At 63.4% G+C, this 22079-nt stretch carries 24 protein-coding genes; 23 read left to right on the forward strand and 1 reads right to left on the reverse strand.

Annotated elements, in window-relative coordinates:
• Positions 1-29: 29 nt before the first annotated feature.
• The 7 genes from B5F19_RS02955 (at position 30) to ugpC (ending at position 6474) form a co-directional block, all read left to right on the forward strand.
• Complete coding sequence (locus B5F19_RS02955; RefSeq protein WP_087287801.1) at positions 30-968, forward strand: sugar ABC transporter permease; 939 nt, start codon at positions 30-32, stop codon at positions 966-968.
• Positions 969-983: 15 nt separating this feature from the next.
• The gene (locus B5F19_RS02960; protein ID WP_087287805.1) at positions 984-1826 is read left to right on the forward strand and encodes a carbohydrate ABC transporter permease; all 843 of its coding nucleotides are present in this window, start codon (positions 984-986) and stop codon (positions 1824-1826) included.
• 4 nt (positions 1827-1830) lie between these two features.
• A complete protein-coding gene (locus tag B5F19_RS02965; protein WP_087287809.1) occupies positions 1831-2289 on the forward strand; it encodes a YhcH/YjgK/YiaL family protein in 459 nt (152 codons plus the stop codon).
• A 66-nt stretch (positions 2290-2355) separates the two neighbouring features.
• Entirely contained in the window at positions 2356-3264 is a 909-nt protein-coding gene (locus B5F19_RS02970; protein WP_087287812.1) for a dihydrodipicolinate synthase family protein, read from the forward strand.
• 16 nt (positions 3265-3280) lie between these two features.
• Positions 3281-4033, forward strand: coding sequence for a glucosamine-6-phosphate deaminase (gene nagB, locus B5F19_RS02975; RefSeq protein WP_087287815.1), 753 nt, complete (start codon positions 3281-3283; stop codon positions 4031-4033).
• Complete coding sequence (gene nagA, locus B5F19_RS02980) at positions 4024-5160, forward strand: N-acetylglucosamine-6-phosphate deacetylase (RefSeq protein WP_087287819.1); 1137 nt, start codon at positions 4024-4026, stop codon at positions 5158-5160. Before nagB ends, nagA begins: the two co-directional genes overlap by 10 nt.
• Positions 5161-5352: 192 nt before the next feature.
• Complete coding sequence (gene ugpC / locus B5F19_RS02985; RefSeq protein ID WP_087287821.1) at positions 5353-6474, forward strand: sn-glycerol-3-phosphate ABC transporter ATP-binding protein UgpC; 1122 nt, start codon at positions 5353-5355, stop codon at positions 6472-6474.
• 79 nt (positions 6475-6553) lie between these two features.
• Here ugpC and B5F19_RS02990 read toward each other — a convergent pair whose 3' ends face one another.
• Positions 6554-8716, reverse strand: a complete 2163-nt coding sequence (locus B5F19_RS02990) for a UvrD-helicase domain-containing protein (RefSeq protein WP_087287823.1) — start codon at positions 8714-8716, stop codon at positions 6554-6556.
• Positions 8717-8887: 171 nt separating this feature from the next.
• On the opposite strand from B5F19_RS02990, the gene B5F19_RS02995 reads away from it, so the two are divergent.
• From B5F19_RS02995 to rsfS, 16 genes are all read left to right on the forward strand, one after another.
• Entirely contained in the window at positions 8888-9571 is a 684-nt protein-coding gene (locus B5F19_RS02995) for a YoaK family protein (protein WP_087287826.1), read from the forward strand.
• A 268-nt stretch (positions 9572-9839) separates the two neighbouring features.
• On the forward strand, positions 9840-13412 hold the full coding sequence (smc, locus tag B5F19_RS03000; protein WP_087287829.1) for a chromosome segregation protein SMC: 3573 nt from the start codon (positions 9840-9842) through the stop codon (positions 13410-13412).
• Positions 13413-13636: 224 nt separating this feature from the next.
• A complete protein-coding gene (locus B5F19_RS03010) occupies positions 13637-14185 on the forward strand; it encodes a transposase (protein ID WP_162612502.1) in 549 nt (182 codons plus the stop codon).
• A complete protein-coding gene (locus B5F19_RS03015) occupies positions 14182-14505 on the forward strand; it encodes a hypothetical protein (protein WP_087287837.1) in 324 nt (107 codons plus the stop codon). Before B5F19_RS03010 ends, B5F19_RS03015 begins: the two co-directional genes overlap by 4 nt.
• An 11-nt stretch (positions 14506-14516) precedes the next feature.
• On the forward strand, positions 14517-14828 hold the full coding sequence (locus B5F19_RS03020) for a hypothetical protein (protein ID WP_087287839.1): 312 nt from the start codon (positions 14517-14519) through the stop codon (positions 14826-14828).
• A gap of 15 nt (positions 14829-14843) precedes the next feature.
• A complete protein-coding gene (ftsY, locus tag B5F19_RS03025) occupies positions 14844-15713 on the forward strand; it encodes a signal recognition particle-docking protein FtsY (RefSeq protein ID WP_087287841.1) in 870 nt (289 codons plus the stop codon).
• Positions 15714-15719: 6 nt separating this feature from the next.
• On the forward strand, positions 15720-15935 hold the full coding sequence (locus B5F19_RS03030; RefSeq protein WP_087287844.1) for a hypothetical protein: 216 nt from the start codon (positions 15720-15722) through the stop codon (positions 15933-15935).
• A 66-nt stretch (positions 15936-16001) separates the two neighbouring features.
• Positions 16002-16202: a hypothetical protein gene (locus B5F19_RS03035; RefSeq protein ID WP_087287848.1), complete on the forward strand. Its 201-nt coding sequence runs from the start codon at positions 16002-16004 to the stop codon at positions 16200-16202.
• A gap of 114 nt (positions 16203-16316) precedes the next feature.
• The gene (locus B5F19_RS03040) at positions 16317-16520 is read left to right on the forward strand and encodes a hypothetical protein (protein WP_140394146.1); all 204 of its coding nucleotides are present in this window, start codon (positions 16317-16319) and stop codon (positions 16518-16520) included.
• A 119-nt stretch (positions 16521-16639) separates the two neighbouring features.
• Positions 16640-17353: a ribonuclease PH gene (gene rph, locus B5F19_RS03045; protein ID WP_087287854.1), complete on the forward strand. Its 714-nt coding sequence runs from the start codon at positions 16640-16642 to the stop codon at positions 17351-17353.
• 21 nt (positions 17354-17374) lie between these two features.
• Positions 17375-17671, forward strand: coding sequence for a hypothetical protein (locus tag B5F19_RS03050; RefSeq protein ID WP_242972678.1), 297 nt, complete (start codon positions 17375-17377; stop codon positions 17669-17671).
• Positions 17668-18267: an XTP/dITP diphosphatase gene (locus B5F19_RS03055; protein ID WP_087287856.1), complete on the forward strand. Its 600-nt coding sequence runs from the start codon at positions 17668-17670 to the stop codon at positions 18265-18267. The genes B5F19_RS03050 and B5F19_RS03055 overlap by 4 nt, the downstream gene beginning before the upstream one ends.
• A gap of 69 nt (positions 18268-18336) precedes the next feature.
• Entirely contained in the window at positions 18337-18663 is a 327-nt protein-coding gene (gene yhbY / locus B5F19_RS03060) for a ribosome assembly RNA-binding protein YhbY (protein WP_087287858.1), read from the forward strand.
• A 39-nt stretch (positions 18664-18702) separates the two neighbouring features.
• On the forward strand, positions 18703-19911 hold the full coding sequence (nadD, locus tag B5F19_RS03065) for a nicotinate (nicotinamide) nucleotide adenylyltransferase (RefSeq protein ID WP_087287861.1): 1209 nt from the start codon (positions 18703-18705) through the stop codon (positions 19909-19911).
• A gap of 9 nt (positions 19912-19920) precedes the next feature.
• Complete coding sequence (locus B5F19_RS03070) at positions 19921-21642, forward strand: LCP family protein (RefSeq protein ID WP_087287864.1); 1722 nt, start codon at positions 19921-19923, stop codon at positions 21640-21642.
• Between the two features lie 42 nt (positions 21643-21684).
• Positions 21685-22050: a ribosome silencing factor gene (gene rsfS, locus B5F19_RS03075; RefSeq protein WP_242972682.1), complete on the forward strand. Its 366-nt coding sequence runs from the start codon at positions 21685-21687 to the stop codon at positions 22048-22050.
• Positions 22051-22079 lie beyond the last annotated feature (29 nt).

Below are 22079 nucleotides of genomic sequence, written 5' to 3' on the forward strand. Positions count from 1 at the left end.
AAATACCCTAAAAAAGGGAGGAGACATCTATGGCGCAAACCAGCGCGGCGGCCCCCGCTCAGGGGAAGCCGAAAAAGCAAAAGCAGTCCCCCTATTCCGGCATGAGCAAGGCGCTGATCCGGCGTGAGACCATCTCCGCCTACTTCTTTCTGCTCCCCAGCCTCATCTTCTTTGTGACCTTCGTGGTCGTCCCCATGTTCATCTGCGTGTTTTACAGCTTCACGGAGTATGGCCTGGGCGGCGTGAAGGGCTTTGCCGGTTTGGAAAACTACGTCAAGCTGTTCCAGGACCCCATCTTCCACAAGGGCTTTATGAACACGGTGCTCATCGTGGTGGTGGCGGTGCCCACCGTCACCGCCTTCTCCCTGTGGGTGAGCTCCGCCATCTACAAGATGCACGCCATCCCCCGGTCCTTCTTCCGGTGCGTGTTCTACCTGCCGGTGGTCACCGGCTCGGTGGCCATCACCGTGGTGTGGAAGTGGATTCTGGACCCCTACAACGGCATCCTCAACCAGGTGGCCGGAACCTCCGGCTTTGACTGGCTGGGCAACCAGAAAACCGCCATCTGGTTTATCATCCTGATCCTGTTCACCACCTCCATCGGCCAGCCCATCGTGCTGTATGTGGCGGCCCTGGGCAACGTGGACCAGTCCCTCATCGAGGCGGCCCAGGTGGACGGCGCCACCAAGCTCCAGGTGTTCTGGAAGATCAAGTGGCCCCAGATCATGCCCACCACTCTGTATGTGCTGGTCATCACCACCATCAACTCCTTCCAGTGCTTCGCTCTGATCCAGCTGCTGACCAAGGGCGGACCGCTGAACTCCACCATGACCATCATGTACCAGGTGTACGACACCGCCTACCGGCTCAACGATCTGGGCTATGCCTGCGCCATCGGCGTGGTGCTGGCCATCATTATCGCGATTTTCTCCGCCATCCAGTTCAAAGTGGCGAAGACCGACAATTAAGGAGGGGGCGAGCAAATGAATAAGAAAACCGATCTGACCGGCACCTCCAAGGGCTATAAGATTTTCTCCGTGATCATTCTGGTGGCCATGGTGCTGTTCTTCCTGTTCCCCCTGTACTGGATTGTCACCGGCTCCTTTAAGGACCGGATTGAGATTACCGCCCGGGAGCCCATCTGGTTCCCCATGGACCCCACGGTGGAGAACTACGCGAAGCTGTTTGACAACCCCGCCTTCCTGTGGCTGTTCAACATCATCTTCATCTCGGCGGCGGCCATGGTGCTCACCTGCATCACCGCCTCTCTGGCGGGCTACGCCCTGGGCAAGAAGCGGTTCATCGGCCGGGGCGTCCTGTTCACCATCATCATCTGCGCCATGGCCCTGCCCAAGCAGGTCATCGTCATCCCCCTGGCCCAGCTGATGACGTTCCTCCACCTGAAAGACACCCTGTGGGCGGTGATCCTGCCCACGGTGGGCTGGCCCTTCGGCGTATTCCTGATGAAGCAGTTCTCCGAGAGCATTCCCACCGAGATCCTGGAGGCCGCCCGGGTGGACGGCGCCGGGGAGCTACGCACCTTCGCCAGCGTGGTCTTCCCCATGATCAAGCCCGGCATCGGAGCCCTGGCCATCTTCACCTTCGTGAACACCTGGAACGACTACTTCCTCCAGCTGGTCATGCTCATCACGGAGGAGAAGTGGACCCTGCCCCTGGCCATCGCCAACATGCAGGGCGAAATGTCCACCGACTACGGCCTGATCATGGCGGGCGCGGCTCTGGCCTCCGTCCCCATCATCATCGTGTTTATCGCCTTCCAGAAGTACTTCACCCAGGGCATCGCCATGGGCGCGGTGAAGGGGTGAGCCCATGATCTACGCCAAGAACGCGGACGCCCTGGCTTACCGGGGCATTCACCCCAACCTGGACCTGGCCCTGGAGCACATCACCCCCGAATTCCTGGCCGCCCTCCGGGACAACCAGCGGGTGGAGCTCAAGGGGGATCTGGTGTACTGCACCCGGTTTACTTATGAGACCATCCCCCAGGAGGAGAGCTTCTTCGAGGCCCACCGCCGCTATCTGGACATCCACATCATGGTGGAGGGGGAGGAGCGGGTGGACGTGAACCGCCCGGAGGACCTGAAGCTCACCGACGCCCAGGAGGGGAACGACTTCTACGCCTATCAGGGGGAGAGCTGGCACTCCACCGTGCTCAAGCCCGGGGAGTTCCTGGTGGTGTTTCCCGGGGACGCCCACCGCATCAAGGTGCAGGTGGACGGGCCCAAAACTGTCAGCAAAGCGGTGTTCAAGGTGTGCATTGACGCCTGAACCGCGCCCTCCCGGCGGGGCTGATCGTATCCGCCGGGGAATCTTGAAACTTGGAGAGACCGAATTATGAAGGATTTCAGCAAATATCAGGGGATCATCCCCGCTTTCTACGCCTGCTATGACGAGAAGGGCGACATCAGCCCCGCCGCCGTCCGGGCCCTGACCGAGCACTTCATCCAGAAGGGGGTCAAGGGCGTCTATGTGGGCGGCTCCTCCGGCGAGTGCATCTACCAGAGCGTGGCCGAGCGCAAGCTGGTGCTGGAGAATGTGATGGCCGTGGCCAAGGGCAAGCTCACCGTCATCGCCCACGTGGCCTGCAACAACACCGCCGACAGCCGGGAGCTGGCCGCCCACGCGGAGGCCCAGGGTGTGGACGCCATCGCCGCTATCCCCCCCATCTACTTCCATCTGCCGGAGCACGCCATCGCGAAGTATTGGAACGACATCTCCGACGCCGCCCCCAACACCGACTTCATCATCTACAACATCCCCCAGCTGGCCGGCGTGGCCCTCACCATGTCCCTGCTGAAGGAGATGCTGAAGAATCCCCGTGTCGTCGGCGTGAAGAACTCCTCCATGCCCGTTCAGGACATCCAGATGTTCCACGACGAGGGGGCCATCGTGTTCAACGGGCCCGACGAGCAGCTGCTCTCCGGCCTGGCGGCCGGGGCCATCGGCGGCATCGGCGGCACCTATGGGGCCATGCCTGAGCTGTACCTGAAGATCCGGGAGCTGTTCCTGGAGGGCAAGATGGAGCAGGCCAGAGAGATCCAGAACGAGTGCTGCCGCATCATCTATAAGATGTGCTCCGCCAAGGGCAACATGTACGCCGTCATCAAGGCCATCCTGCGCAAGCAGGGCGGGCCCGACTGCGGCGGGGTGCGCCTGCCCCTGGCCGCTCTGACCGAGGCCGACCAGGCCGTGGTGGACGAGAGCGCCGCCATGATCCAGGCCGCCGTTGCCAAATACTGCTGAGAGGAGTTCCCCTTCCATGCGAATTTATGAATGTGCGGACTACCGCGCCATGAGCCGCCGGGCGGCCAGCCTGATCGCCGCCCAGGTCGTTTTGAATCCCGAGGGAGTTCTGGGCCTGGCCACCGGCTCCACCCCCATCGGACTGTACAGCCAGCTGGTGGAGTGGTACAAGCAGGGCGACCTGAGCTTCGCCGGCATCCGCTCCGTCAACCTGGACGAGTACCTGGGCCTGGCCCCCACCCACGAGCAGAGCTACCGCTATTTCATGCAGCAGAACCTGTTCGACCATATCGACATCAAGCCTGAGAACACCCACGTGCTCAACGGCCTGGCCGCGGACCCCGACGCCGAGTGCGCCGCCTATGACCAGCTCATCCGGGAGCTGGGGGGCGTGGACTTGCAGCTGCTGGGCATGGGCCACAACGGCCACATCGCCTTCAACGAGCCGGGGGACAACTTCGGCCTGGGCACCCACGTGGTCAGCCTGTCCGAGCGCACCATCGACGCCAACCAGCGGTTCTTTGAGAGCCGGGACCAGGTGCCCCGCCAGGCTCTGAGCATGGGCATCAAGAGCATCATGGGCGCCCGGCGCATCCTGGTGGTGGTCAGCGGCGAGGACAAGGCCGACGCGGTGTGCAGGGCCGTCACCGGACCGGTCACCGACCAGGTGCCCGCCTCCGTCCTCCAGCTCCACCCCGACGTGACCCTGGTGGGCGACACGGCCGCCCTGTCCAAGCTGAAAGAGGCAGGTGTACCCGTATGCGGATAACCGGCGGACAGGTCTTTGACCTGGAACAGGGTTTCGTATCCCGGGACGTGTGCTTTGACGGAGAGAAGCTGGAGCAGAGCAGCGCCGGCGGAAAGACCTATGACGCGTCCGGCTGCTATGTGATCCCCGGTCTCACCGACCTGCATTTCCACGGCTGCGTGGGGGAGGACTTCTCCGACGCCACCCCGGACGGTCTCCAGAAGATGGCCGACTATGAGCTCAGCCGGGGCGTCACCCAGATCTGCCCGGCGGGCATGACCCTGGGGGAGGACCAGCTCACCCGCATCTGCCAGAACGCCGCCGCCCACCGGGCCAAGAACCCCGGGGGCGCGGAGCTGGTGGGCCTCCACCTGGAGGGACCCTTCCTGTGCAAGGCCAAGAAGGGGGCCCAGAACGAAGCCTTCCTCCACGACCCGGACCCGGCCATGCTCCACCGCCTGCAGCAGGCGGCCCAGGGCATGGTGAAGCTGGTCACCCTGGCGGCCGAGCAGCCCGGCGCCCTGGAGTTTATCCGGAGCGCCCGGGAGGACGGAATCACCGTCAGCCTGGGCCACACCACGGCGGACTACGACACCGCCTGCGCCGCCTATGAGGCGGGGGCCCGTCAGGCCACCCACCTGTTCAACGCCATGCCCCCCTTCACCCACCGGGCTCCCGGCGTGGTGGGGGCGGCCTTCGACCACCCCCAGGTGAAGGTGGAGCTCATCTCCGACGGGGTGCACATCCACCCGTCGGTGGTCCGGGCGGTGTTCCAGCTGTTTGGAGCCCACCGGGTCATCCTCATCTCCGACTCCCTGCGGGCCACGGGCATGCCCGACGGCCGCTACCCCTTCGGGGGCCAGGAGATCGAGGTCCACGGCAACCGGGCCACCATGGCGGACGACCCCAACACCCTGGCCGGCTCTGTGTCCGACCTGATGGCCTGCATGAGGAGCGCGGTGTCCTTCGGCATCCCCCTCCACGACGCGGTGCGGGCCGCGGCGGTGAACCCTGCCCAGGTGCTGGGCATCTTTGACCGGCTGGGCAGCCTGGATGTGGGAAAGACGGCCAATCTGGCCATCCTGGACCAGGATCTGAACCTGAAAGACGTATTTTTCCGCGGCCAGCTGGTGGACCGCGGCGCATAAACCGGCATACCCCCAATCTCATGCCCTCCGCCTCTACTCCATTTTCATAGGGCGGGGGAGCGGTCAAAAAGGAGGAAAAAGCCGCCGGGCCGGCGGTGCGGCAGTGTGGAGACCTGCCGTAAAGCCCGGGGAGTTTCGCTCTCCCCGGACGAGAGGGTACTTGCGGAGGCATTGCCCTTACGGCCCACGCATATGGCAACGGTATCCCTGAAGAATGTAAAGAAAATCTATGACAACAAGGTGACCGCCGTCCACGACTTCAACCTGGAGATCGCGGACAAGGAGTTCATCGTACTGGTAGGCCCCTCCGGCTGCGGCAAGTCCACCACCCTGCGGATGATCGCCGGCCTGGAGGACATCTCCGAGGGCGACCTGCTCATCGGCGGCAAGCGGATGAACGACGTGGAGCCCAAGGACCGGGACATCGCCATGGTGTTCCAGAGCTACGCCCTGTATCCCCACATGACCGTGTATGAGAACATGGCCTTCGCCCTGAAGCTGCGCAAGGTGCCCAAGGAGGAGATCGACAAGAAGGTGCGGGAGGCCGCCGAGATTCTGGACATCACCCAGTATCTGGAGCGCAAGCCCAAAGCCCTGTCCGGCGGCCAGCGCCAGCGCGTGGCCATCGGCCGCGCCATCGTCCGGGACCCCAAGGTGTTCCTCATGGACGAGCCGCTGTCCAACCTGGACGCCAAGCTGCGCAACCAGATGCGCGCCGAGATCATCAAGCTGCGTCAGCGCATCGACACCACCTTCGTCTACGTCACCCACGACCAGACCGAGGCCATGACCCTGGGCGACCGCATCGTCATTATGAAGGACGGCTTCATTCAGCAGATCGGCACCCCCCAGGAGGTCTTTGACCAGCCCGCCAACCTGTTCGTGGCCGGCTTCATCGGCTCCCCCCAGATGAACTTCTTTGACGGCCAGCTGTCCAAGAAGGACGGCAAGTACCAGATCCAGGTGGGCGAGGCCGCCATCGTCCTGGCCGACGAGGCCCAGGAGCGCCTGTCCCAGCGGGGAGCGGGCGATCAGGCCGTGGTGGTGGGCATCCGCCCCGAGCACATCTCCTTTGCCACCACCCCCGGAAGCCACACCATCGCCAGCAAGGTGGACGTGTCCGAGATGATGGGCAGCGAGGTGTACCTCCATGTCAACGCCGTGGGCCGGGACGTGGTGCTGCGCATCCCCACCGTGGAGCTGCCCGCCGAGCACCGCAGCGGCATCCCCTACGGCACCGACATCCACTTCACCTTCCGTCCTGAGCTGGTCCACCTGTTTGACCCCCAGACTGAGAAGAACCTGATGTACTAAAGGGGGCCGCTGGGCCGGCTTCTGCACCGTATAAAAAGGACCGCCGTGGTTTACGACTACGGCGGTCTTTTTTGCGATCTTATTCTGGGGGCAGGCGGTCCAGACGGGCCCGGAAGGAGATCTTCCGGGGGGTCTCCATGGCGTCGAACTGGACGGAGTAGGCCCTCCGGTCCAGATCCACCTCCAGAACGGTGCCCGGGCCGAACATGGCGTGCTCCACCCGCTGCCCCGGGGAGAAGCGGCCGGTCTGGTCCGTCTCGGGCAGATGCCGCAGGCTGTGGTCGATGTAGCTCCGGGCATCCCGGATGAGCCCCTCCTGGGGCTCCTGGGGGAAGGCGAGCAGGCCGGGGTCGATGTCCAGCAGGAACCGGGAGGGGTAGCGGGGGGAGCCGTCAAAGTTCCGTCCGTCCGCCTCGGACAGGTAGAGGCCCCTCTCCGCCCGGGTGAAGGCCACAAAGGCCAGCCGCCGCTCCTCCTCCATCCCCGGGAGGGTGCGCACCTTCCGGGAGGGGAAGATCCCCTCGTTCATCCCGCACAGGAACACGTAGGGGAACTCCAGCCCCTTGGCGGCGTGGACGGTCATCAGCTTCACCTTGTCCCCCGGCTCCCCGGCGTCGGCGTTGGTGAACAGGGCCACGTGGGAGAGATAGTGCTCCAGGGTGCTCTCCTCGCCGCAGGTGGTCTCATACTCATAGATGGACTGTTTCAGCTCCGCCAGGTTGTCCAGCCGCTCCTGGCTGCCCTCGGTGCGGAGCATGGCCTCATAGCCGCTCTCGTTGAGCAGGGCGGAGAGCACCTCGGAGATGGGCCGGTTTTCGTACCCGGCGGAGAAGAGCTCCACCAGGGAGGTGAAGGCGGCGGCTTTGGTGCCCTTGAAGACGGGGTCCTCCAGGCTGTCGGTGAGGGCCTGGTACAGGGTGCACCCGTGTTTTTGGGCGTACTCCTCCAGGAAGGCCATCCGCCGCTTGCCCAGGTTCCGCTTGGGCACGTTGGCCACCCGCCGGAAGGAGAGGTCGTCCCGGTAGACGATCATCCGCAGGTAGGACAGGGCGTCCTTGATCTCGGCGCGCTGGAAGAACTGCACCCCGCTGTAAATGGTGTAGGGCAGCTTCTCCTCCAGCAGCACCTGCTCCACCGTCCGGGTCACATAGTGGGCCCGGTAGAGGACGGTCATGTCCCGGTAGGGCACCCCCTGGCCGTGGAGGGCCTTCATCTCTGAGACCATCCACCGGGCCTCCTGCTCCTGGCTCTCCGCGAACTGGCACAGCACCGGGGGGCCGGAGGGGCGGGTGGGCCGCAGCTCCTTGGGGATGCGGTTCTGATTTTTGGAGATGAGGGAGTTGGCCGCCGCCAAAATCTCCGGGGTGGAGCGGTAGTTGTCCAGCAGGAAGATGGTGCGGGCGTCTGGGAACTTCTGGTCAAACTCCAGCAGGTACTTCACGTTGGCCCCACGCCAGGTGTAAATGGTCTGGTCCGGGTCGCCCACGATGAACAGATTTTTGTGGTAGCCGCACAGCACCTCCATGAGCTCATACTGGAGCTGGTCGATGTCCTGAAACTCGTCGATCATGATGTACTCCAGCCGCTGCTGCCACTTGAGCTTGATGTCCGGGTGCGTCTGAAAGATGTACAGGGAGAATTTGATCAGGTCGTTGTAGTCCAGGCCGAAGCACTTCTTCTCCTGGTACAGATAGCCGTAAAAGATGATGTCCGCGGGGGAGACGGCCCGGTCGTACTTCTCCTTCAGCGCGTCCAGGGACAGGGCGGTCAGGTCCCGGTAGTAGTCGGGCCGCTGGAACAGCTTCTGAATCTCGATCATGTCCCGGGCGGCGGAGAAGGTCATGTCCCGGAGGGTGAGCCCCCGCTCCTCATAGATGATCTGGAGCATGGCGTCAATGTCCGAGTTGTCCAGCACCAGGAAACTCCTGGGGTACTGGACCGCATGGCTGTCCTCCTGGAGGACGGAGACGCAGAAGCCGTGGAAGGTGTTGATATAGCCGGTGTCGTTGTCCCCGGTGAGGGCGTGGATGCGCTGGCGCATCTCACCCGCCGACTTATTGGTGAAGGTGACGCACAGAATATTCCCCGGCAGGATGCCCAGCTCGTTCACCAGGTAGGCGAAGCGGTGGGTGAGGGCCCGGGTCTTGCCGGAGCCCGCCCCGGCCACCACCCGGACAAACCCCTCGGTGGCGGTGACGGCCTCCCGCTGGGCCGGGTTGAGGCCCTGGAGCAGATCGGTCATGGCGGTGCCAGCTCCTTTCTCGAACGGTTGTTTGCTTTATTATACCAGACGCCGGGCCGGGGCTCAAGAGGGGGCCAAAAAATCCAGATGGCCGCAGTTCCGGATTTTCGTTGCGGGCCGGAGAAAAATGTGCTATTCTGTAACCTGCAACATCTTCTGGAGGTCGGTTCCATGAAACTTTTTCAACCCTCGGAGTCCCTGACGGTGGGGTTTCTGCTGGCCCTCACCGGCGGACTGCTGGATGCGTACAGCTACTTGAACCGGGGCGAGGTGTTCGCCACGGCGGAGACGGGCAACATCGTCCTGATGGGGATCAATCTGGCCCAGCAGAACTGGAGCGGCGCGCTGCACTATCTGCTGCCCGTGCTGGCCTTCACCGCCGGTATCCTGGCCGCCGAGTGGGTCCGCCGCCGCTGTGACCCCGGGGAGGGGCGTCCGCAGCGGCTCCACTGGCGGCTGCCCCTGCTGCTGGCCGAGTGCGTGGCCATTCTGGTGGTCTCGGCGCTCCCCGTGGGACCGCTGGACCCGCTGGCCAACATTATCATCTCCTTCGCCAGCGCCCTCCAGGTGGAGTCCTTCCGCAACATCCAGGGGTACGGCTGCGTCACCACCATGTGTACCGGAAATCTGCGCAGCGGGACGGAAAACCTGTTCCACTGGCTGTCCCGCCGGGAGCCCAAGGCGCCCCCCAAGATCAGGGTCTACTACGGCCTGATTACCTGCTTTATCCTGGGGGCGGTGGTCAGCGGCCTGGCGAGCCCGCTTCTGGCCCAGCGGACGGCGCTGCTGGCCTGTGTGCCGCTGCTGGCGGTGTTTTTCCTGCTGCTGCGGGGGGAGAGGGGAGACGGGGCATAAATCCCGCTTCCGCCGTCATTAGAAGAGCATCCCAATCAGAGATTCCCGAAGCCCGGAGAGACAGCTGTGTCCTCCGGGCTCTCTGCTGGGAAAGACGGCCGGACCCGCATCTGCGGCCGGAGGGCATCTGCCGCCTTGAAAAGGGAGGGGCGGTGTGGTACAATAAAATGCTTCATACTTTCTGAAATACCGGGGCGGGCGGAGGGGAGAGACCGCCGCGCCCCGGGGGAGAGAAATTGCAAGGACAGGAAAAGGGAGAGGTGTGCTTATGTACCTTAAAGCGCTGGAGATCCAGGGGTTTAAATCCTTCCCGGACAAGACGGTGCTCACCTTCGGCGAGGACATCACCGCCATCGTGGGCCCCAACGGCTCGGGCAAGTCCAACATCTCCGACGCCATCCGCTGGGTGATGGGGGAACAGTCCACCCGCACCCTCCGGGGGGGCAAGATGGAGGACGTGATCTTCGGCGGTACGGCTCAGCGCAAGCAGACCGGCTATGCGGAGGTCTCCCTGGTGCTGGACAACACCACCCACCTCTTTGACCTGGAGGAGAGCGAGGTCATGGTGACCCGCCGGTACTACCGCTCCGGGGAGAGCGAGTACTACATCAACCGCCGTTCCGTCCGCCTCAAGGACATCAACGAGCTGTTCATGGACACGGGCCTGGGCCGGGAGGGCTACTCCATCATCGGCCAGGGCAAGATCGACGAGATCTTGTCGGTGAAATCCTCCGACCGCCGGGAGGTCTTTGAGGAGGCCGCCGGTATCTCCCGCTACCGCCACCGGAAGGAGGAGGCCGAGCGGAAGCTGGAGCGCACCGACGAGAACCTGGTGCGCATCAACGACAAGATTGCCGAGCTGGAGCTCCAGGTGGAGCCCCTCCGGGAGCAGAGCGAGAAGGCCAAGAAGTACCTGGTGCTCCGGGACGAGCTGCGGGGGCTGGAAATCTCCGTGTGGCTGGACACCCTGGAGCGCATCCGGGTGAACAACATCAAGCTGGAGACCGATTATAAAGAGGCTGTCCGCCAGAAGGAGGAGGCCGAGCGTGCCGTGGAGGAGCGCTTCGCCCAGGCGGAAAAACTCTCCGAGCAGATGCGGGACAAGGAGGTTCAGGCCGACCAGCTGCGCTTCGCCATCCAGAGCCGGGAGGCCACCATCCGGGAGCTGGAGTCGTCGGTGGCCGTGCTCAAGAGCAGCATCCAGCACAACCTGGAGAACACCGCCCGCATCCGGGAGGAACTGGAGCAGCGGGAGGGCCGCCAGGACAGTTTATCCGGGCAGATCGCCGAGCGCGCCGCCCGGCTGAGCGAGATCGAGAAGCAGCTGACCGACACCCGCCGCCGGGCGGAGGAGCAGAACCAGAAGGCCCAGGAGGCTTTACGCACGGCCGGCACCCTGGCCCAGGAGCTGGAGGCGCTGCGGGGGCAGGAGGCCACCAAGACCGCCGACGCCCACCAGGCCAAGGCTCTCCTCTCCGCCCTGGCCGCCGCCGCCCAGGAGGTGCTGGACCGGGACGAGGCGGTGCGCCAGGAGCTGCGCGGTCTGGAGGAGCGGCTGGACTTTGCCCGCACCGACCTGGGGAAGGCGGACAAGAAGCTGAAGCAGGCCCGGGAGGAGCGGGACAGCGTCCAGAACGTGATCTCCGGCTACTCCCTGCGGCTGGAGAGCCGGAAAAAGAAGGCCGCCCAGGCCCAGGAGCGCCACACCCGCCTGCGGATGGATGAGAACGCCCTGGCCTCCCGCATTAAAATGCTCACCGAGATGGAGAAGGACCGGGAGGGCTACTCCAAGGCGGTGAAGCTGGTGATGGGGGAGGCCGACCGGGGCAGCCTCCGGAACATCCACGGGCCGGTGGCCGGGCTCATCCACGTGCCCGACCTGTACACCGTGGCCATCGAGACCGCCCTGGGGGGCGCCATGCAGAACATCGTGGTGGACCGGGAGGAGGACGGCAAGGCCGTCATCCAGTATTTAAAGCGCCGGGACGGCGGCCGGGCCACCATCCTGCCCCTGAGCTCCATCCGGCCCTACGACCTGCGGGAGGCGGGCAGCCTCCAGCGGGAGCCCGGCTTTGTGGGGGTGGCCGACCAGCTGGTGAAGTTCGACCCCAGGTACCGGAATGTGTTCTCCAACCTGCTGGGCCGGGTGGTGGTGATGGAGGACCTGGACGCGGCCATCGCCGCCGCCCGGAAGTACGGCTATAAGTTCCGCATCGTCACGCTGGACGGACAGGTGCTCAACCCCGGGGGCTCCATGACCGGCGGCTCCGCCAGCCGCTCGGCGGGTATCCTGAGCCGGGCCAACGAGTTGGAGCGGCTGAATACCCAGGCCCAGGGGCTGAAGGAGCAGCTTGCCCAGGCCGCCCGGGACCTGGAGAGCGCCAGCCGGGAGGCGGAGGCCGCCTCCTATGAGATGGAGACCGCCCAGGGCCAGCTGCGAGAGTGGGAGGACGCCATTCTGAAGGCCCAGGGAGAACAGAACCTGTGCAAGAGCGTCCTCTCCGACCTGGAGCGCCAACAGGAGGGCCAGCGGGCCGAACTGGAGCAGCTGAAACAGCGCTCCCAGGAGATTGAGAAGGACACCCAGGCCGCCCGGGGACGCATCCAGGAGCTGGAGGGGGAAGCCGCCGCCCTGAAGAGCGAGGCGGAGGGCAAGGCCAGGGGCCAGAGCGACCTGCAGGAGCGGTCCTTGAAGCTGACCCAGGAGCTCTCCGAGCTGAACGCCGCCCTGGCCGCCCTGGAGGCGGAGCGGGAGGCCACCAGCAAAGGGCTGGAGGAGCTGGAGAGCTTACGCAGCGACATCGCCGGGGATCAGGAGCAGAGCCGGGCCCTCATCGGCGACTATGAGGAGAAAAACGAGGCCTTCACCCGGGAGATCGGGGAGAAGGAGGCCCGCCTGGCCCAGCTGCGCCGGGAGAACGAGGAACAAAACCAGACCATCGCCCGGCTGAACCAGGAGAAGCTGAGCTTGGAGGGAGAACGGGTGAAGGCCACCCGGGAGGGCCAGGAGAAGAACAAGGAGCTGCTGGCCATCAGCGGCGAGGCCTCCCGCCTGGAGCAGAAAAAGGTGGCCGCCTCCCTGGAGGAGAAGCAGCTGCTGGACAAGCTGTGGGAGACCTACGAGCTCTCCCACGAGGCGGCCAAGCTCCAGCGGGTGGAGATCGAGTCGGCGCCCAAGGCCAGCCGCCGCATCGCCGAGCTGAAAAAGCACATCTCCGCCCTGGGCAATGTGAACGTGGGGGCCATCGAGGAGTTCCAGCGGATCAACGAGCGGTACACCTACCTCACCGACCAGCGGGACGACGTGGAGACCGCCAAGAAGGAGCTGGAGGACGTGATCGCCCAGATCACCGGGGAGATGAAGACCATCTTCGCCCGGGAGTTTGAGAACATCAACCAGGCGTTCCAGCAGACCTTCCAGGAGCTCTTCGGCGGCGGCCGGGCCGCCCTGGAGCTGGAGGACCCGGATGACATCCTCAACTGCGGCATCGAGATCAAGGTGCAGCCCCCCGGGAAGGCGCTGAAGGTGCTCTCCCTCCTGTCCGGCGGGGAGAAGGCCTTCGTGGCCATTGCCCTGTATTTCGCCATTCTGAAGGTGCGCCCCACCCCCTTCGTGGTCATGGACGAGATCGAGGCCGCCCTGGACGACAACAACGTGGTCCGCTTCGCCCGGTATATGCGCTCCATGTCCGATAAGACCCAGTTCATCGTCATCACCCACCGCCGCGGCACCATGGAGGAGGCCGACGTTTTGTATGGCGTGACCATGCAGGAGCAGGGCGTGTCCCGCATGCTCACCATTAACCTCAATGATGTGGAAAAAGAGCTGAATATTCGATAAAGAAGACGATCCCTGCTCCTGCATGCGGGGCCCCCGCCCGAGCCCAGCGCAGCGGGTCGGGTGGGGAGAGGAGACGCAAGGAAATGGAGCGACCAATGCCCGCCAGGGCGTTGGGAGCGGAGTGAACTTTGCGTCGACGAAGGAGCAGGGCGTGTCCCGCATGTTGACCATCAACCTGAACGATGTGGAAAAAGAACTGAATATCAGGTGAGGCGGGGATGAATGTGGATTATCCCAAGCGAAAGCACGTGCGGCTGAAAAATTATGATTACAGCCGGAATGGCATATATTTTGTGACCATCTGCACTCAAAATCGCAGGTGTATCTTGTCGCAAATTGTGCTGCCGCGTGTCGTAGGGGCGGAAATGGTAGGGCGGGGGCTTGCCCCCGCCGCCCCCCGGCTCACCGCATGCGGCAGGCTGGTGGAAGAAGAATTGACGGCCCTTATGGTACGATATCCGTCTGTTTGGATAGAAAAATATGTGATCATGCCCAATCATATTCATGCATTGATCTGCCTGCAAGAAGATACGGCGGGGGCAAGCCCCCGCCCTACGTTGATGCAGGTCCTGGGGACGTTGAAATCATTGACAACGCGGCGGTGGAATGGGATGATTGGACAACCTGGGGCAAAGCTTTGGCAATCCGGCTACCACGACCACATCATCCGGGACGACAACGATTTTTTGACCCACTGGACCTACATCGACCAAAACCCCGCCCGATGGACACAGGACGAGTATTACCAGGAAGAACGGGAGAGACAGCCATGAATGACAAGAGAAAGCGCGCAATTTTATCCGTTGTGGGGATGGTTGCCCTGCTGATCGTCTGTGTAATCGGGGTGCAGGCGGTATTTGCCGGGCTGGGGATGGTAAGCGCCCGGCATGGCGGCGTCTCCTCCAGCCAGAGCGCCCAGGCGGACGGAGACGGAAGCCAGCCGGTTCAGGAGCCGGGGGCTTCTTCCATGCCGGAGGATGCCGGCTCCTCCCAGCCCGCCCCCAGCTTCTGCCCCTTCTGCGGCGAGGGCCTGCCCTCCTCCTTCCAGTGGGGCCAGTTCTGTCCCTACTGCGGGGAGCAGGTTGAGGCGTAGGAGGAAAATTTATGGAAAAGACGATGAAATGCCTGCGCTGCGGGCAGACGCTGAAATTTCTGAGGAGGGAAAATCTACAACTGGGAAAGACCGGATGGATTACCGGGGACTGGGGCAATCTGCTGGCCGGAGCCCTGGATGTGGCCATCCTCCAGTGCTCCGGCTGCGGGAAGCTGGAGTTTTTCAAGGGGGACGCCTTTGAGGAGCAGGACGAGGGTCCGGCGGGTGACCTGGCCCAGGTGACCTGTCCGAACTGCGGCGTGCGCTATGACTGCGACTATCCCAAGTGCCCGGTGTGCGGCACAGAGAACACCATTTTTTGAGGAAGGAACGAGACCATGGGCTTTTTTGACAAACTGAAAAAGATCAACATTTTTTCCAGCTTCGGCTCGGAGCTCACCGACGACTTCTACGACGAACTGGAGGAGTCCCTGATCCTGGCGGACACGGGGATGGACACCGCCCTGGAGCTGGTGGAGGAGCTGCGCCGCCGGGTGAAGGACGAGCGCATCAAGACGATAGAGGAGGCCCGCGCCTGCATGTGCCGGTGTGTGGCTGACGCCCTGAACGCGGGGGACCCGGCGCTGGACCTGTCCACCCGGCCCTCGGTGGTGCTGTTCATCGGGGTGAACGGGGTGGGCAAGACCACCACCATCGGCAAGATCGGCTATCAGCTGCGCCGGGAGCGGAAAAAAGTCCTCTTCTGCGCCGCCGACACCTTCCGGGCCGCCGCCGCCGACCAGCTCACCATCTGGGCGGAGCGGGCCGGGGTGGAGATCGTCAAGCAGCACGAGGGGGCCGACCCCGCCGCCGTGGTCTTTGACGCGGCCACCGCCGCCAAGGCCCGGAACACCGACGTGATGCTGGTGGACACCGCCGGCCGCCTCCACAACAAGCAGAACCTGATGAACGAGCTGAATAAGATTTCCCGGGTCATCGACCGGGAGCTGCCCGGCTGCGCCCGGGAGACCCTGCTGGTGCTGGACGCCACCACGGGGCAGAACGGCCTCATCCAGGCCAAGCAGTTCAAAGAGGCCGCCGGCATCACCGGCATCGTCCTCACCAAGCTGGACGGCACCGCCAAGGGGGGCATTGCCATCGCCATCGCCAGGGAACTGGGCGTGCCCGTCAAGTACGCCGGCGTGGGCGAGGGCGTGGACGATTTAAAGCCCTTCGATGCCATGGAGTTCGCGGAGGCCCTGATTTAACAGAATATGTTGAAAAGCAAGTCGTCCACGCCCTCAGCCGCCGCAGGCGGCCCGGCGCTTGCGCCGTCCAAGCGTTTTGCCGAAGGCAAAACCTTGCCGCAGGGCGGATTCATTCCGCCCGAGGATTTGAATAAAATGGGCCCCCAAACAAACAAAGTTTGTTTGGGCGTGGACGATTTAAAGCCCTTTGATGCCATGGAGTTTGCGGAAGCGCTTATTTGAATTGACAATGGACAATTGACAATTTGCCGGGGACGGGAGCGGATGCTTCTGTTGGGAGGAAGCGGAATGGATTGGTACGATGTTGTTGTATTGCTCTTGATCATTCAAGTAGTTCGATTTCGCGCCCAGGGAGGGAAAATCCGCCTCCAGGACTTTAAGCTGTGGGGAAAGGATGTGACCCCGGAGCAGCGCCGGAACAACCTGATGGGGTTTGCCGTCATACTTGCTCTGATAGGGCTCGGCCTGCTGTTCTGGCTGGTGGATTGAGGGGCGTTCAGACAAACGTCGCTGTATGGTCCCGATGGGAATTTGTGAGGAGGCCGCACGCCGCCTCCTGGCCGCCTGGAAGATCAATCAATGGAAAATGAGAGGAGACACAACGTGACGCAGGAAAATCTTTGGTTCGGGCTGTTGGTGGCCTGGGTAGTCATTTGGCTGTGGACCCGGTTTCAGTCCGGGACCATGAAACTCAAGTATTTCAAGTTTTGGGGCGATGTGCCGGAGGCACAGCGGAAAGACAATCTCAGAGGATTTGGCATGACCGCGGCATTGCTGGTCATCAACGTGCTGCTGAATATCTTCTGATGGCGGCCTTTGACTAAGTTAAGAAAAATTTAAAGGGTCAATTCACATACTATCCAAACATTTCCGGTGGAACCTGTGGTACAATAAGAAAAATCAATTCGAGAGAGGAAGTTTTTGCCATGCCACGTATGGACGGAAGAGCCAACGACCAGCTTCGGCCGGTGGAGATCATTCCCAATGTAAACAAGTTTGCGGAGGGCTCCTGCCTGATCCGCTGCGGCAATACTCATGTGCTGTGCACCGCCAGCGTGGAGGACCGGCCGCCCCGCCACGTCCCCGAGGGGGAGGGCTGGGTCACCGCCGAGTACTCCATGCTCCCCCGGGCCAACCGGGAGCGGTCCCGCCGGGACATCTCCAAGCTGAAGCTCAGCGGCCGCTCCGCCGAGATCCAGCGGCTCATCGGCCGGGCCCTGCGCTCGGTGGTGGACCGGAAGAAGCTGGGCCCCTGGAACGTGACCATCGACTGCGACGTGCTCCAGGGGGACGGGGGCACCCGCACCGCCTCCATCACCGGGGGCTATGTGGCCATGATCCTGGCCTTTCAGAAGATGCAGAAGGCCGGGCAGCTGAACGCCTGGCCGGTGAGCGGGATGGTGGCCGCCGTCTCCGCCGGCGTGGTGGACGACGTGCCCATGCTGGACCTGTGCTATGAGGAGGACTCCTCCGCCATGGTGGATCTGAACTGCGTCATGGACGACCAGGGCCGCCTCATCGAGATCCAGGGCACCGGCGAGGGCCGCCCCTTCACCCTGGCCGAGCAGCAGAAGCTGGTGGAGCTGTGTGCCAAAGGTATTCAGGAGCTCCAGGCCATCCAGAAGAGCGTATTGGAGTAAGAAGAAGGGGGAGAGGGAGTCGTGGCTCAGGCATTTGAAGCGATCATGCTGATTTGTTTTGGGATTTCCTGGCCCTTCAACATCGCCAAATCCCTGAAATCCCGGACCGCCAAGGGAAAGAGCCTCCAGTTTGAAATCTGCGTGGTGGTGGGCTATCTCTTCGGCATCGCGGGGAAATTTATTGGCGGAAACGTCACCTATGTGCTGGCGGTCTACATCCTGGATGTGCTGATGGTGAGCACCGACATCGTTTTAACCTGCCGCAACCGCCGGCTGGACCGTCTGGCGGAGGCAAAAGAAGGGAGCGCTGCGGAATGAAACTGGTACTGGCCAGCAAAAATCAGAAAAAACTCGTGGAGATGAATGAGATCCTGTCCCACCTGGGGATTCAGGTCTGCTCCGAGGCGGAGGCCGGGGTGGACGTGGAGGTGGAGGAGACCGGCGCCACCTTCGAGGAGAACTCCCTGCTGAAGGCCAGGGCCGTCATGGAGGCCAGCGGCATGCCCGCCATCGCCGACGACTCCGGGCTGTGCGTGGATGCCCTCAACGGAGCGCCCGGGGTGTACTCCGCCCGCTACGGCGGGGAGGGGCTGGACGACGCCGGCCGCTACCGCCTGCTGCTGGAGAACATGCGGGGGCAGACCCCGCGGACGGCCAAGTTCGTGTCCGTCATCACCTGCTGCTTCCCCAACGGGGACGTGCTCTCCGCCCGGGGGGAGTGCCCCGGCACCATCGCCTTCGCCCCCATGGGGGAGGGCGGCTTCGGGTACGACCCGGTGTTCTTCATCCCCAGCCTGAAAAAGACCTTCGCCCAGCTCTCTCCCGAGGAGAAGAACGCCATCTCCCACCGGGGCAAGGCTCTGGAGGCTTTCCAGGTCAAGCTGGAGGAGTACCTCGGGGAAGATAGGAGTTAAGAATTAAGAATTAAGAATTAAGAATGGGGCGGCGCCCGACACACTAAATTACAGGAGTTAGAAATTATTATGGAAGAACTGACAAGCAAACAGCGCGCCCAGCTGCGGGGCCTGGCCAACAGCATCGACACCATTCTGATCGTGGGCAAGGACGGCATCGGGGACAACCTGGTGAAGCAGGCCGACGACGCTTTGGAGGCCCGGGAGCTCATCAAGGGCAAGGTGCTGGAGAATTCCCTCATGTCCGCCCGGGAGGCGGCGGAGGCCCTGGCCCCCCTCACCCGCAGCGAGGTGGTGCAGGTCATCGGAACAAAATTTGTATTATATCGTCCAAGCCACAAGAAGGATAAAAAGGACAAGATCGTTCTGGTGGAGGGCAAGAAAAAGCGGCCCTGACGGCTGAAACAAAATTTGAAGCAAAGGTGGGAACGCGCAGTGAAAATCGGCATTTACGGGGGAACCTACAACCCGCCCCATCTGGGGCACCTGGCGGCGGCCCGGACGGCCATTGACGCGCTGAAGCTGGATAAGCTGCTGCTCATGCCGGCGGCGGTGCCCCCCCACAAGGCGCTGCCGGAGAACACCCCCTCCCAGGAACACCGGCTGGCCATGGTGGAAAAGCTGGCCGACGCCATGGACCTGCCCGGCGTGGTGGAGGTGTCCACCCTGGAGCTGGAGCGGGAGGGAAAGAGCTACACCTCCGAGACGCTGGAGGAGCTGCGCCGCCGCTACCCCAAGGCGGAGCTGTGGCTGCTCATGGGGACGGACATGTTTCTGACCCTCCACCTGTGGCACGACGCCAAGACCATCCTGCGGCTGGCCAAGATCTGCGCCTTCGGCCGGACCGAGCAGGACGGGGAGGCGGTCTTTGCCCCCCAGCGGGAGTTTTTGACCCGGGAGTACCACGCCGACGTGGTGACCATTACCCTGCCCGGCCTGATCGATGTGTCCTCCACCCAGCTGCGGGAGCTGCTGGTCCGGGGGAAGGGGCGGGAGTACCTGCTCCCCTCTGTGTACGGCTATATTCTGATGAATCACTTGTACGGCACCCAGGTGCATTTAAAGTGCCTGGACCTGCCCGAGCTGCGGGCCTGCTCCTACTCCATGATCCGCCACAAGCGGGTGGCCCACGTGATGGGGGTGGAGGAGGAGGCGGTCAAGCTGGCCAAATTCTGGGGCGCCGACCCGGAGCTGGCCCGCCACGCCGCTATTTTGCACGATTGCACCAAATACCTGGGCCTGGAGGACCAGTTGCATTTGTGTGAGAAATATGGTATTGAATTAGACAGCTTGGAGCGCCAGGCGGTAAAACTGCTTCACTCCAAGACAGGGGCATGTATTGCCAAGTATGTTTTTGGGGAACCTGATGAGGTATACGAGGCCATTTTCTGGCACACCACCGGCAAGGCGGATATGACCCTGCTGGACAAGGTCCTGTATATGGCGGACTACATAGAGCCGAACCGGGATTTTGACGGGGTGGAGGAGCTGCGGAAGCTGGCCTACACCGACCTGGACCAGGCTATGCTCCTGGGGGTGGACTCCACCATCCGGGAGATGGAGGAGCGGGGCTATCTCATCCATACCAATACGCGGGAGGCCAGACAGTGGCTGCTGGATCAGGGCGTGAAGCTGAAGGAGTAAACAGACCTTATGAGCGGAAAAAGAGAGAGTAAGACAAACAGAACCCGCCGGAAGCCCTCGGGAGGGCTGGCCGGCTGGTGGAGACAGCACCGGGCCTGGGTGTCCGGCCTGGACCGGGGACAGAAGATCCGGTACCGCCTGTTTCAGTTTTTGGTGGTGGTGGCCGTCCTGGCCATTGCCGTCTGCCTGGCGGCCCGGGCCTGGATCACCCTGCCCACCGTTCCCAATCTCCCCTCCGGGACGGTGACGACGGAGGAGGGGGACATGACCTTCGACGGGGCCGAGCTGCCCAATGTGGCCAAGAGCGGTCGGAAGGACGGGGTGTACACCTTCCTCCTGGTGGGCCAGGACACGGGCGGCGGCGGCAATACCGACACCATGCTCCTTGTGACCTTCGACAGTGTGAACAAGGAGGTCCACGGCATGAGCCTGCCCCGGGACACCATGATCAACAGCAGCCACTCCGGCGCGGGACACCGGCTCAACGCGGTGTACAACTATAACAAGGGCAGCGACCCCGACACCCAGATGGAGAAGGGGATCACCGCCCTGAAGCGGGAGGTGGGCAAGCTCACCGGCATCATTCCCGATTTCTATGTGGTGGTCCAGTGGGAGGCCGTGGGCGAGCTGGTGGACGCCATCGGCGGCGTGGACTTCGACGTGCCCTTTGACATGGACTACGACGACCCGGCCCAGGACCTGCACATCCGCCTGAAGGCCGGCCAGCAGACCCTCAGCGGCGAGGACGCCATGGGGCTGATCCGCTGGCGGCACAACAACGACTACTCGGTGCAGTACCCCAACGGGGACCTGGGGCGGGTGCAGACCCAGCAGGCATTTCTGAAGGCGGTGGCGGCCGAGTGCCTGAAGCCGGAGATCCTGCTGAAGGCCCCCAGCCTGGCGCAGATCTTCCTGGAGCGGGTGAGCACGGATCTGTCCATCGGCAATCTGCTGGCCTTTGCCCAGCTGGCAGTGGGGATGGACGCGGAGAACGATGTGACCTTTGTCACCATGCCCTGGACCAACGCGAATTATCCCGGCGTGTCCATGATCCTGCCGGATGTGGACGAGCTGCTGGAGATCCTCAACGACGGCTTCAATCCCTACCAGGACGAAATCCAGGCCAGCGACCTGTCGGTGCTCTACCGCAGCAGCGACGGCAGCTATGGGGTGACCAGCGGCACCCTGCTGGACTCCTCCCTGTCCCGGCCCAGAAGCAGCGGTTCGTCCAGCTCCTCCGGCGGGAGCAGCGGAAGCTCCAGCAGTCAGACGCCGGATGTGCCGGCCACCGAGGAGCCGGTGGAGAACCCCGACGGCTCCCAGACCACCGATCCCAGCGGCTCCGGCGAGGTCACCGATCCCGGCGGAACCGGTGAAAATCCCGACGGCTCCCAGACCGGCGACTCCAGCGGCGGGACCGGAGAAAATCCGGACGGCTCTCAGCCCGCCGATCCCTCCGGTTCCGGCGGGACCACCGCCCCCGGCGAAAGCCAGGGCGGAGGGCAGACGGACCCCGGCGGCAGCTCGGGCGGCTCCCAGGATACCGCCGACCCCTCCGGCTCTCAGAGCGGCGGCGGGAGCAGCTCCAGCACAGGGGGCGGGGAGGCTGTTCCCCCCTCCCAGGACATTCAGGGCGGCGCAGCCGCCCAGGCGCCGGAGTCTGAAAGCGGCCTGACAGTGGCCGACCTGCCCAGCTGGCTCAACCCCACCGGGGCGGAGCCGGCGGCATAAAAATACGCAATACCAGGCTGGAACACAAAAGAGAAAGGAGAACTGCCTGTGACATCATATGAAAGCGCCATGCTGTTGGCCAACACCTTGGACGGCAAAAAGGGGGAGGAGATCAAGGTCCTGAAGACCGAGGGCCTCACCACCCTGGCCGACTACTTTGTCATCTGTACCGCCACCTCCACCACCCAGATCAAGGCCATGTCCGACGCCTGTGAGGAGGCCATGGAGAAGAACGGGGAGCGGGTCCACCACATCGAGGGCCACCGGGGCGGCACCTGGCTGCTGATGGACTTCTCCGCGGTGGTGGTCCACATCTTCATGGACGAGGCCCGGAAGTTCTATGATCTGGAGCGCCTGTGGGGCGACGCGGAGGAGATTCCTCTGGAGAAACCTCAGGCGGCCCAGTAAGTAGAGTGCTTGGAGAGGAAAAAGCTGAA

This window comes from Pseudoflavonifractor sp. An184 (genome assembly GCF_002160305.1).
GTDB lineage: Bacteria > Bacillota > Clostridia > Oscillospirales > Oscillospiraceae > Lawsonibacter > Lawsonibacter pullicola.